General features: G+C 57.6%; 13 protein-coding genes. 11 read left to right on the forward strand and 2 right to left on the reverse strand.

Going from position 1 to position 12,089, the window contains the following annotated elements; all coding sequences use genetic code 11:
* The first annotated feature begins 50 nt into the window (after positions 1-50).
* The 11 genes from ACSOSI_RS06885 to ACSOSI_RS06935 all read left to right on the forward strand — a co-directional run bounded on the left by ACSOSI_RS06885 (position 51) and on the right by ACSOSI_RS06935 (position 10,172).
* Positions 51-2,597: an outer membrane usher protein gene (locus tag ACSOSI_RS06885; RefSeq protein WP_476706746.1), complete on the forward strand. Its 2,547-nt coding sequence runs from the start codon at positions 51-53 to the stop codon at positions 2,595-2,597.
* Between the two features lie 6 nt (positions 2,598-2,603).
* Positions 2,604-3,353 carry a fimbria/pilus periplasmic chaperone gene (locus ACSOSI_RS06890; RefSeq protein WP_476706747.1) on the forward strand — a complete coding sequence of 250 codons (750 nt, stop codon included), beginning with the start codon at positions 2,604-2,606 and terminating at the stop codon, positions 3,351-3,353.
* A gap of 28 nt (positions 3,354-3,381) precedes the next feature.
* On the forward strand, positions 3,382-4,038 hold the full coding sequence (locus tag ACSOSI_RS06895; protein WP_218215663.1) for a fimbrial protein: 657 nt from the start codon (positions 3,382-3,384) through the stop codon (positions 4,036-4,038).
* 10 nt (positions 4,039-4,048) lie between these two features.
* The gene (locus ACSOSI_RS06900; RefSeq protein ID WP_476706748.1) at positions 4,049-4,546 is read left to right on the forward strand and encodes a fimbrial protein; all 498 of its coding nucleotides are present in this window, start codon (positions 4,049-4,051) and stop codon (positions 4,544-4,546) included.
* A 14-nt stretch (positions 4,547-4,560) separates the two neighbouring features.
* Positions 4,561-5,037 (forward strand): fimbrial protein, encoded by a 477-nt coding sequence (locus tag ACSOSI_RS06905; protein WP_112350120.1) that lies wholly within the window; start codon positions 4,561-4,563, stop codon positions 5,035-5,037.
* Positions 5,038-5,051: 14 nt separating this feature from the next.
* The gene (locus ACSOSI_RS06910) at positions 5,052-5,579 is read left to right on the forward strand and encodes a fimbrial protein (RefSeq protein WP_112350121.1); all 528 of its coding nucleotides are present in this window, start codon (positions 5,052-5,054) and stop codon (positions 5,577-5,579) included.
* Positions 5,572-6,549 carry a reverse transcriptase domain-containing protein gene (locus ACSOSI_RS06915; protein WP_112350122.1) on the forward strand — a complete coding sequence of 326 codons (978 nt, stop codon included), beginning with the start codon at positions 5,572-5,574 and terminating at the stop codon, positions 6,547-6,549. The genes ACSOSI_RS06910 and ACSOSI_RS06915 overlap by 8 nt, the downstream gene beginning before the upstream one ends.
* 443 nt (positions 6,550-6,992) lie before the next feature.
* Positions 6,993-7,382 (forward strand): hypothetical protein, encoded by a 390-nt coding sequence (locus tag ACSOSI_RS06920; RefSeq protein WP_476706749.1) that lies wholly within the window; start codon positions 6,993-6,995, stop codon positions 7,380-7,382.
* 224 nt (positions 7,383-7,606) lie between these two features.
* Entirely contained in the window at positions 7,607-9,313 is a 1,707-nt protein-coding gene (locus tag ACSOSI_RS06925; protein WP_112350124.1) for a PglL family O-oligosaccharyltransferase, read from the forward strand.
* Positions 9,314-9,378: 65 nt separating this feature from the next.
* Entirely contained in the window at positions 9,379-9,936 is a 558-nt protein-coding gene (locus ACSOSI_RS06930; protein ID WP_256137858.1) for a helix-turn-helix domain-containing protein, read from the forward strand.
* A 65-nt stretch (positions 9,937-10,001) separates the two neighbouring features.
* Positions 10,002-10,172 carry a hypothetical protein gene (locus ACSOSI_RS06935; RefSeq protein WP_181575066.1) on the forward strand — a complete coding sequence of 57 codons (171 nt, stop codon included), beginning with the start codon at positions 10,002-10,004 and terminating at the stop codon, positions 10,170-10,172.
* Positions 10,173-10,251: 79 nt separating this feature from the next.
* Here the strand turns inward: ACSOSI_RS06935 and ACSOSI_RS06940 are convergent, their stop codons facing one another.
* The gene (locus tag ACSOSI_RS06940; RefSeq protein WP_476706750.1) at positions 10,252-11,013 is read right to left on the reverse strand and encodes an arylamine N-acetyltransferase family protein; all 762 of its coding nucleotides are present in this window, start codon (positions 11,011-11,013) and stop codon (positions 10,252-10,254) included.
* Positions 11,014-11,088: 75 nt separating this feature from the next.
* A complete protein-coding gene (locus ACSOSI_RS06945; protein WP_476706751.1) occupies positions 11,089-12,027 on the reverse strand; it encodes a LysR substrate-binding domain-containing protein in 939 nt (312 codons plus the stop codon).
* Between the last annotated feature and the right edge of the window lie 62 nt (positions 12,028-12,089).

Genomic DNA, 12,089 nt, shown 5'->3' on the forward strand with positions numbered 1-12,089 from the left:
GTCTGAACGTGGTAACTGCGAATTAAATAATTATTGATAAGGGTCTGCGGATGACAACTACTCCGTCATATGGCTGTATAGGGAAAATACGACCGCGAATCCTGGGGCTGTTGATCTCCTTTATTCTGGCGGGGAATGCTGCCTGTGCCGTAGCTGCTGATATTGAATTCAATACCGACGTACTGGATGTGACGGATCGCGCCAATATTGACCTGGAGCAGTTTTCTCGCGGCAACTTTATTATGCCCGGCGATTATCTGTTTGCCGTGCACATTAATAAACAGACATTAACCGATCAGCCGGTGGCGTTTTATCCGCCGGATGACGATGCCAAAGGCAGTGAAGCCTGTATTACGCCGCAGTTGGTTGAACAACTGGGGTTAAAAGAATCTGCATTACTGAAATTGACCTGGTGGCACCAAAACCAGTGTCTGGATCCCCATAGCCTGGAGGGGATGGAAGTGCGCGGCGATTTAGGCGCGGCGGCGCTGTACCTGAATATTCCGCAGGCGTACCTGGAATACACCGCAGAAAACTGGGACCCGCCTTCGCGCTGGGACGAGGGTATTCCCGGTTTGCTGTTTGATTACAACCTGAATGCGCAAAGCCAGCGTCAGCAAAAGCAGGGCACGCAGAGCTATAACCTCAGCGGCAACGGCACGGTGGGCGGCAATCTGGGGGCCTGGCGGCTGCGGGCTGACTGGCAATCGCGGCTGGATCGCCAGGGCGGTTCCGGTGAGCCGACCCGCACCAGCTGGGACTGGAGCCGTTACTACGCCTACCGCGCACTGCCAAAGCTGGGCGCCAGGCTGACGATGGGCGAGGACTATTTAAACTCCGACATCTTCGACAGCGTGCGTTTTGCTGGCGCGAGCCTGGTGACCGACGACAACATGCTGCCGCCCAACCTGCGTGGCTATGCGCCGGAGGTGACTGGCGTGGCGCGCAGCAACGCCAAAGTGATTATTCGCCAGCAAGGGCGAGTGCTGTATGAAACCCAGGTGGCGGCGGGACCGTTCCGCATTCAGGACATCAACGACGCGGTCAGCGGCCAGCTGGACGTGCGGGTGGAAGAGCAGGACGGCAGCGTGCAGGAGTTCAAGATGGACACCGCCAGCATCCCGTACCTGACCCGGCCCGGTTCGGTACGTTACAAGGTGGCGGCCGGTCGGCCGGCGGACTGGGAACACCACAGCGACGGGCCGATGTTCGGCACCGGCGAGTTTTCCTGGGGCGTGAGCAACGGCTGGTCGCTGTACGGCGGCGGCGTGGCGGGCGGCGATTACAACGCGCTGGCGCTGGGGGTGGGGCGCGACCTGATGATGTTCGGCGCACTGTCGTTCGACGCCACCCAGTCGCGCGCCAACCTGCCGCAACAGGGCACGCTGAGCGGCGGTTCATACCGCCTGAGCTATTCCAAGCGCTTTGACGACTATGACAGCCAGGTGACCTTTGCCGGCTACCGCTTCTCGGAGCGCAACTATATGTCGATGGGCGAATACCTGGATGCCCGCCGCGACGGCACGCGAACCAACAGCAGCAAGGAGATGTACACCATCACCTTTAACCAGCAGTTCCGTGACCTGGGGTTGAGTGCGTATCTCAACTACAACCACCAGACCTACTGGGACCGGCCGGCGAACGACCGTTACAACCTGACGCTGTCGCGCTATTTCGATCTGGGGCGTTTCCGGAATATCAGCCTGTCGCTGACCGGCTATCGCAATAAATATAACAGCACCAACGACGACGGCATGTACCTGTCGCTGTCGCTGCCGTGGGGCAGCAATGGCTCACTGAGCTACAGCGGCAGCTACAACCGCAACGATAACACCCATCAGGTGGGGTATTACGACCGGCTCAATGAGCGCGACACCTACCAGGTGAGCGCCGGCACTGCGCGCAGCGGCGCGACCGCCAGCGGCTACTACAGCCACAGCGGCGATCTCAGCCAGGTGAACGCCAGCGCCAGCTACCAGGCCGGGCAGTACAGCTCGCTGGGGCTGTCGATGCAGGGCGGCGCGACCGCCACCCTGAAAGGGGCGGCGTTGCACCGCAGCAGCATCAGTGGGGGCACCCGCATGTTGCTGGATACCGACGGCGTGCCGGGGATCCCGATCCGCGGTTACAGCTCACCGACGTTGACCAATGCGTTCGGCAAAGCGGTGGTGGTGGACGTCGGCAGTTACTACCGCAACCAGTTCAGTATCGATCTGAACGCGTTGCCGGAAAACGCCGAAGTCAGCCAGAGCGTGGCGCAGGCCACCCTGACCGAAGGTGCCATCGGCTACCGACGTTTTGAGGTGATTGCCGGCGAGAAGGCGATGGCGGTCGTACGGCTGGCGGATGGCTCTGCCCCACCGTTTGGTGCCACGGTGCGCAACGGCAAGCGGCAGGAGGTCGGCATTATCAATGACAACGGCGAAGTGTACCTGAGCGGTATTAATGCCGGGGAAGCCATGAGCGTGAGCTGGGGCGGCGCGGAGCAGTGCGGCCTTACCCTGCCGCAGACGCTGTCGCCGAGCCAATTAACCAATCTGTTACTGCCTTGCGGCCCGGTGGCCAACGGCAAGGCGTTAAACACTGTTAAAGAGTAGAGAGCAATGAAAACCAATAATCTAGTGACACTAATTGCCGGCGGCCTGGCGGGCCTGCTGTGCGCCCAACAGGTAACGGCCGCCATCGCGCTGGACCGCACCCGGGTGATTTTCAGCGGCGACGACAAGTCGGTGAGCATGAGCATCAGCAACGAGAACAAGCAGCTGCCTTACCTGGCGCAGGGCTGGATCGAAGACGCTAACGGCAAAAAAATCACCAGCCCATTGACGGTATTGCCGCCGGTGCAGCGCCTGGAGCCGGGGGCCAAAAGCCAGGTGAAAGTGCAGGGGTTGCCGGCCGCCAATACGCTGCCGCAGGACCGCGAAACGCTGTTCTACTTCAACCTGCGCGAGATCCCGCCGAAGAGCGACAAGCCCAACACGCTGCAACTGGCGCTGCAAACCCGCATCAAGCTGTTCTACCGGCCGAAGGCGATTGCGATAGCCAACCCGGAAGCCAGCGCGCCGTGGCAGGAAAAACTGACCCTGACCAAACAGGGTGACAGCTACCAGGTGAATAACCCGACGCCGTATTACGTGACGCTGGTTGACGCCAGCAGCAAAAAAGACGGTGTCAGCGCGCCGGGCTTCGAACCCTTGATGGTGGCGCCCAAGGGCAGTGCGCCGCTGAAGGTCGCCGCCTCTGCTCTGGGGAATACGCCGGTACTGACCTACGTCAACGACTACGGCGGCCGCCCACAGCTGAGTTTTAACTGTAACGGCGCGAGCTGCCAGGCGGTGGCGGGCAGCAAATAAGGCTCACTGAAAAACAGGTGGATAAGCGATGCGAACAAAATCCCGGCGATGGAACGGCGGCGGTTACCACCGCCATGAATGGTTGTATGCCCTGGTGATTACCGCGGCGGCGTTGATGGTGCCATTGTGCGTCTGCGCAATGTTATGGCTGCTGCCGTCAGCCATCGCGGCGAATAACTGGCAGGTGGAAGGCGCCCATGGCGTGCTGCATGTACGCGGCGAACTGACCGAAAGCGCCTGTCGGCTGGAGATGGCGAGCGCGTATCAGACGGTTTGGCTGGGCAATACCGCTACGGCGCAACTGGCGAGGGCGGGCGATCGCGGTGCGCCAGTGAGCGTGCAATTGCAGCTGCGCGACTGCCTGCGGAGCCCGGCCGTCAACCGGGATCAGCGTACCGGCAACCTGTTATGGAGCACCCAGCAGCCGGCGGTGTCGGTCAGTTTTATCGCCCCGGCGGATGCTGACAACCCGGAACTGGTGAAGGTGCACGGCGCTTCCGGGCTGGCGTTGCGCATTAGTGATGAGCGCGGGGGGGATATCCGCCTTGGTAGCCGGGGTGCGCCGTTGGCCCTGGCCGTGGGACAGAACGCGCTGAATTACCGCATTACGCCGGAGCGCACCCGTGCGCGGTTATTGCCAGGAGCCTACGCGGCGGTGGTGGATTTCCAGCTCAGCTATGACTAAGGGAATGGGCATGAAGGCAAAGTTTAGACAGTGTTTGCCCGTCTGTGGACTGGCGGCCTTGGTGTTGTTGTACGGCCCGCAGGTGCAGGCAGTCGCGACGATAAAAGTGACGGTGACCATCGTTGCGCCACCGCCGTGCGTGATTAACAACAATAACCTGATCGAAGTGAGTTTCGGCAACGACGTGATGACGACCAAGATAGACGGTAGTTACAAGAAACAGCCGGTAGTGTATTCGGTGGAGTGTAAGAACCCACCGAACAATGCGATGAAAATGCAGATCCAGGGGACCGGTGCCGGCTTTGACACCGATGTGCTGCAAACCAACAAGGACGATCTGGGGGTTGCGCTGCTGCGCAACGGTAATCGGCAGCCGATCAACACTTGGGTGAATTTTACCTACCCCACTCTGCCAAAGTTTGAGGTGGTGCCGGTCAAGCAGGCCGGGGCGACGTTGAGCGGCGGGGCGTTCTCTGCCGGGGCGACCATGAAGGTGGAATACCAGTGAAAGGGGCTGAGGCAATGGCGCGATATGGCAGCATTTTTCTGTTAATGGCCCTGGGTGGCCCGGCTGTGGCGGCGGACAACATGCGTTTCTCCGGCACCCTAATCGAACCGCCACCCTGCACCATCAACGACGGCGGTGAGGTGGATGTTGATTTCGGCAACCGAGTCGGGGTCACCAAGGTGGATGGCGTTAACTACCTGCAACCGGTGAACTACCGGATCACCTGCGGCCCCGGTGCCGGGGCATGGAGCATGACGCTGGCAGTGGTCGGCACCCCGGCGGATTACGACGAGGCGGCGATCGAGAGCAACGTGGACGATCTGGCCGTTCGCCTGCTGCAAAACGGCAAGCGGTTTACGTTGAATCAACCGATCCCCATCAAGCTGAACGCGCCGCCCACACTGGAAGCAGTGCCGGTCAAACGGCCGGGCGCAGCGCTGAAGGAAGGAGCATTTGAGGCCACTGCCACCCTGCTGGCGGTGTACCAATGAGCCGGAGAAGAACCATGGTGAATAAAGCAGGTTGGTGCGCAACTGCGGCGCTGCTGCTGTGCAGCCAGTTGAGTCTGGCGGCGGACAATATGCGCCTGCATGGCGCGCTGGTGGCCGAACCCTGCGTGATCCCGCCGGGCGATGAAACGGTGGTGCTGGATTTTGACACGGTAATCGACAAGTACCTGTATCTGAACACCCGCACCCACGGCCAAGCGTTCAAGCTGCATCTGGCGCAGTGCGATCTCAGCCTGGGCAAAACGGTCAGGGTGACCTTCAGCGGTAATGAAAGCACCGCGCTGCCGGGGTTGCTGGCGCTAAACGGTGCCAGCCAGGCCAGCGGCATCGCCATCGGCATGGAAACCCCGCAGGGCACCCCTTTGCCGATTAACCAGCCAGGCAAGACGCAGGCGCTGGTGAGCGGAGCTAATATCCTGACGGCGCATGCTTATGTGCAGGGTGAGCCAGAGGCGCTGGCGAATAAGGCCATTGAGCGCGGGCCCTTTAGTGCGATAGCCACCTTTAGCCTGGAATATGAATAACCGCGCGGCGGCATGGCAAGCCGCCTGGCGCTGGCTGTGCCAACGTCGCCGCCACGCGCCACCCAATGCCGACATTTGGCATTTGCGCTTTCACTGGGCGCAGCAGGACGACCGGCTGTATCAGCAACTGCAAAGTGGGGATTACCGGCTGGCACCGATGCAGGTATTGCGGCGTGGTAGCCGCAGTTGGGTGCAGTGGTGCGCGCAGGATGCGCTGATATTGAAGTGGGCTGCGCTGCTGGCGGAGCCGCTGCTGCCAAAACCTGCCCGTTGCATGCACTTGCGCGGGCATGGCGGTAGCGTGGTTTCGGTAGCGGAAGTGCAGGCAGCCCTGGCTAGCGGAGAATACGCCTTTGTCTACCGAACGGACATTCGCGGTTACTACCGGCATATCCGTAAGCATCAGGTGATCAATCAGCTGAAATGGCATGTGGCCGACCCGGTGTTGTTTGATGTGATTCAGCAATACGTGCATTACAGCGTAGAAGACGGCGGTGAGTTTTATACCCCACCCAGCGGCATCTGCCGCGGTTGTGCGCTGAGCCCGTTGATTGGCGGCAGCCTGTTGCACCACGTTGACAGCTATTTTAATACGCAGGAAAGAACCTTTTATGCAAGATACATGGATGATTTTCTGGTGCTTACCCGCACCCGCTGGCAACTGCGGCGCTGTGTTAAACGGCTGCACGAATTTTTTAACCTGGGGGGCTTTGAAGCCCACCCGGACAAAACCCAACTGGGCAGGATTGCACAGGGTTTTGACTGGCTGGGGGTATGGTTTACCCCCACGGGGTCCACCATAGCGCCCAGAGCGCTGGAAAACCATCGTGCACGACGCGCGCGGCTTTACGAGCAGGCTCGCCGACAGGGGCTGTCATCGACAGACACTGCGGAACGAGTGCGAACGTACGAGGCACGGTGGACATTATGGGCAGAACGCATGCTGGGTCATCCATTGGATGATATTTAGTGGTATCTGCCGGATAGAGAAAATACAGAGACTTACTTATGAAGAACCCTTTGCTCCTGACCCTTCTTTTTTTATCCCCCATGTGTCTCGAAGCGGCAATGACCGTATCCGTCGTCACCGCCCCCGAGACTGGTAACGGGTATTTCTACGCGACTGTCGCGGGTGGGCCTAGTCCGGGTCAGCCTAACCCCTGCTGGGAACGAGCACCATCATGCCGTATTGGCTTCTATACGATCGATGAAAGTTGGCTTCCCGGCGGACTGCAAAATTACAGCACTTCGGATGACGTAGGGTTCCAAACACCACAACCGGCTAACACATACCAGTCTCTCAGCTCATGGTGGGCCTCGGTGACTGACAAAAACCGGGTAGGAAAGGACTACCTTCCGCAAGGACAGGGGGACACCCCGTGTGTAGTGATAGCAGCTGGTAACATAAACTCGATGATGGAGGGGACGATCGTATCAAATTGCGCAAAGGGGATCGTACAGGCTAATACCTGTGACGTAAAACCAAACAACATCAACGTGGCTCTGGATGTCGCACTGGGGGGTACCGCGCCTACGGTGAACGTAAACAACGTCACCCTGACCTGCACCGCCGACGCCTCTGTGTTGATCGAGACGAATTCCGGGGAAAGGATCCCCCTGGGTGGGTCTTCGGACTCCTATGCGCTCCTCGACTGGGGCGCCGGATTTGGGAAACCCAAAACCGTCAAGGCGCGCCGCAACGTCGCTGAGAAACTCCCGCTGCGTGTACAGGGCGTAGGTCTCGATTTGCTTGGTGCCGGTCAATTTACGGGCAGCGCGATAGTCAACGTGTCGTACAACTAATCACTTACACATGGGGCCACCACAATATTGTGCGGACTTGGATGTCACTGACCCCACCAGGGATATGGCACCCGGCGGTGTCCTCGGACACCGATATGCTGCCCGAACTGATGGGCACATACCGCCCGGTACCCGGGGTTGGCTGAAATAGACACGGGGGAATCAAACTCAAAATCCGAATTATGCATGCTAGGTTTTCGCCAATTTTTAATACGGTAATGCCAATGAACTTCGATCGTATTTTTTTCTTATTTATATTTTTGCTTTTTATTCCGCTGGCGATATATATCCCCAACCCCGGCGGGAGTGGATTGTCGCTGCCATTTAATTTTCTGGTCTACGGCGGCGCGGCTCTATTAATGGGTGTTTGCTGGCGGGCAACACCGCTGTGCCGAATTGTGATAACGCCGACCTGTCGCGCTATAATAGCCGCCGGTTTGTTGTTGGTGCTGCCGGTTATATTTACTCGGCCCGAATGGCAAAGCGCCGCCGTTTGGCGGCTGGCTGGGTTATTTGCCGGAGCGGCGTTCTATTTCACCTGGCTGCAGGTGCGCATGACCGCACGCCAGCGCCATGCGGTGTTGTATTTGATTTTATCGGCGGTGGTGGTTCAGGCATTAATTGTGTTGTTGCAGCTGTTTGCGCCAGCAATTGCACAATCCTGGATCCCCTCCGGCAGCTCGCGCGCCTTCGGCATATTCCAGCAGCCTAACGTGCTGGCGAGTTTTATCGCCACCGGGTTGGCGCTGGCGTTGGCGGCGTATGTGCTGCCTGGCTTCCAGCGACTGGATCCGCGAGTAGAAAGCTGGCGTCGCCGCGCCCTGGCCGCGGCGTTGGTGCTGCTGCCGATGGTGTTGGTGTGGGTGCAATCCCGCACCGGCTGGCTGGCGGGTGCCCTGGTGCTGGGGCTGTTTGTCCTGTGTTTTTGCCGCCGTCATCCGCAGGCTGTCGCCATTGCGTCATTGCTGGTTGCCGGCGGCAGCGTGGCGGCGGCGCTGGTGCTGTGGTGGGGGAGTGAGTTGGGCGGTGCGTTGCGCTACGCCAGCCATACCGGTTCCAACCATGCGCGCTATACCATGCTGCGCGATACGCTGGCGATGATCGCCGAAAAGCCGCTGCTTGGCTGGGGCTACGGCGGTTTTGAGTACAGTTTTCAGCATTTTCGTATAAACCAAACGCCGCCCACGGTGGTGACTGAAATCGCCCGTCATCCGCATAACGAATTGCTGCTGTGGTGGGTGGAAGGGGGCGTGGTCGCGCTGCTGGGTACGCTGCTCTTGGTGCGGGCGGGCATCAAACTGCTGGCCCGCGCCCACTGGCAAGACAAGCGGGCTTTTGCCTGCGGTAAATCATCGGCGGGTGAGGCGCTGGCTCTATGCGTGGCGTTGCTACCGATTGCATTGCATAGCCAAACTGAATACCCGTTTTACCTGTCGGCACTGCACTGGCTGGTGTTCCTGTTGTTGCTGGCAATGCTCGATCGGCTGGTCAGTCCGCGCCTTGGCACCGGCTGCGGGTTAAAACCTTGGCGACTGCCGATGCTGGCCCTGTCACTGGTGGCGCTATTCGTTATGGCGACTGGGTTTTACAGCGGGTTGGTATTGACCCAGGCGGAGCGCGGCGAGTTGCAGGATATGCGGCAGGTGGACGCCTTGCCGGTCTGGGCCAGATGGATGCATGACGATCGCCTGCAGTTTGATCGTCAATTGGCGGGTTTGCTCGCCTTTAACCGAACGCGTGACGAGCAGCGGCTGGAAACTTATGCCCAATGGGCGCAGCGTTATCTGAATCACCGTATTGATAAAAATGTTTACGCCAACCTGTTGGTTATCTTGTATCAACAGCAACAATATGTTCGGGCCGATGAATTGCGGTGCGAGGCGGCGTTATTGTTTCCTAATGACAGGCGGTTTGCGCGCTCAAGCTTCTGACGGAAATGGGTATAAAGCACTGTCTATTCCAGAAAACTTTTTTACTCTTTAGCGTATTGGTCGAAATGAAAAAAATATTATTGATGAGTCAATGCCAGTTCACCAGGCTGGCATTAAAAGCCGTTTTTGAAAATAAAACAGGCTATGAAATGGCGTTTGTTGGGCCGGATTATTTTAGCGGGGGTAATATTGCTCAGGCGATAGTTTTAATTCATATTACAGATGACGACTACCCAACCATTTTACCCTTGCTGAGGAATGCGCATTTTTACGGACATCGGGATATCATTTTCATTGCGCAAAAGCGGGTTATCGCAATTATGGAGTATTTATCCATGAAAACGCTTAGGTTTATTGAGGAGGAGGCGAACGTTGGGGTGTTTGAGCGCGAAGTCATAGAGGGAGAGGCGTTTTCTGGCATTGAAGGGAAACGCGAGATTTTATCTTTTATAGAATATAACGTTCTGAAACTTACCTTATCAGGCTTGAGTCCAACGGCAATTGCCTTCAGAAAAAGCAAGAGCATAAAAACCATCAGCAGCCAAAAAATCAACGCACTGAGGAAGTTGGGTTTAGATAACACCCCTTACTCGTTGGTTAAGCTGTCGAAGTTATTTAATTAATTTTATACCGAAAGTCTGCTGTCTGAGTGTCGGTGGATAGAATTTTATTATTGAAGGATATGAGTATGTTAAGAAATCAATGGGTGACGCAAAAATCTCGTGAAATGGCTCTGCATTATATTGCACACGCCGGGGTAGTGTATTCACCGGAAGAGTTTATAAAGAAAGTGAGTGAAATGGAAAGCGTGTTTGCGCGCATTTTATTAGCTGAACAGAATGGAAAGCCTGGTGCATAACCTGAACACTCTTCCTCTGTAGCACTATTAGGCGCCGCTATTTAGCAGATGAAGTGCTTCATCCGCCACGGTGATATTCTCAACTTTCCAGATCAATACCAAAATACCGCATCAGCGCAGCACGCCGTTCGTCTTCGGAATGCAGCGTCGATTCATGGCGTTGGTGATCTTCGGTGATAATCAGTTTGTTCTCGCTGATAGTCACCCGGCCATTTTCCGTTGGCCGCGAGCACACCAGCCGCTGGGTAAAATGCGACTGCGGCGAGGTGCTGTGGTAGTGACACATGCCGTCGAACTCACCTGGCTCGCGGGGCTGCAGAGTGAAACGGTAAAGGGTTTTGGCATGCGAGCGATTATCGCCGTTTCTGCGTTCCAGGTAATAGGTCTCGCCTTCCTGCTCTAAATGGAAGGTGCCGCTGGTCTGCGGTTGCTGCTCGGTGGTGGTGATCTTCAGTGGCGTCAGGAACGAATCGCCAAACCCCACGTCCACCAGATACGGCTGATTCAGCTCCACCATCAGCGCCATATGGTCGAAGGGCGCGCCGAAACTGCCATCGCGGGCGCGGATCTCGCCGGAAATAAACAGCACGTTAAAGCCGATGTCCTTCAACAGCAGGGCAAACAACCGGTTTAACTCATAGCAAAAGCCGCCGCGGTTATGTTCGACAATTTTACTGAACAGCGCTTCCTCCTCCAGATGGATACCCTGGTGATAAATAATGCTCAGGTTCTCAAAGGGAACCTTCAGCATATGGCCACGGTGTAACTGTTGCAGCGTCAGGAGGTCGGGTTTGGGGATGCCTGCGAATCCAATGTGTTGCAGGTAGCGTTGTCTGTCCACGTTTTGTCTCACAGCAGAAAAATTGAACATAAAATAGTTGGGTTTGGCAAAGTTGTGAGGGCAATAAGTGCTATGTCAGAACGCAGAGGGTTTGCCTGCGGCCTGCAGCAACAGATTCACCCAGCGGCGGGTGGTGGCGCTAACGAAGGCGCTGTCCGCCCAGCACAGGCGATATTGGTGGGTTGCGGGCAGTTGTCGGCTTTCGTCAAACAGCCGTACCAGCTTGCCGCTGGTCAGAGCATCCTGCGCCACGGCCAGGCTGCCGAGCACAATGCCCTGGCCTTCTATGGCTTCCTGCAATGCATGACCGACGCTGTTAAAGGTGAGGATACCCCGTGGGGCCGTAACACCTTCACCAAAGGCCACGAACCAGTCTTGCCAACCGGCAACGCCCATTTTCTGCCCATCTTTCCACGGGGAATGAATCAACTGCGATAACGCCAAATCAGCGGGGGCGGCGAGCTCAGGATGCGCGGAGAGAAAGGCGGGGCTCGCCAGCGGCGCAAAGGCATCGGCCAACAGTTCGCGGGAATGCGGCGGCGGGTTGGCGGTGGGGCTGTAACGGATGGCGATATCCGCTTCGCCGCTGGCTAAATCGCGCAGGCTTTCGTTGGTGTCCAGCACCAGCGAAACATCAGGCTCGGCACGGCGCAATGCCGGCAGGCGAGCTGCCAGCCAGTGGCTGGCGATCCCCAGCGTGCAGGTCAGCCTCAGCGTTTGCTGTTGCTCTGGCCGGACGCGATCGCTGGCTTTTTGCAGTAGCGTCAGTGCGCGGGTTACGTCGATAGCCAACCGTTTGCCGGTGTCGTTGAGCTCCACCGCGTTGCCTTTGCGATGAAACAGCTCAACGCCCAGTTCATTTTCCAGGTGACGTATCTGGCGGCTGACCGCCCCGAGCGTGACGTTCAACTCTTCCGCTGCCTCGGTAAAACTGGCGCAACGCGCCGCCACCTCGAAAGTATGCAAGGCTTTCAGGGAGGGCAAGCGAGGTTGAGCGTTCAGCTTGAGTTTCATTCAACCATATTGCCAATCTATCGATGTTCCACAAGTGATTTTTTGCTTACTTTTAGGGCAAA

It is taken from the genome of Serratia sp. AR11 (assembly GCF_056376275.1).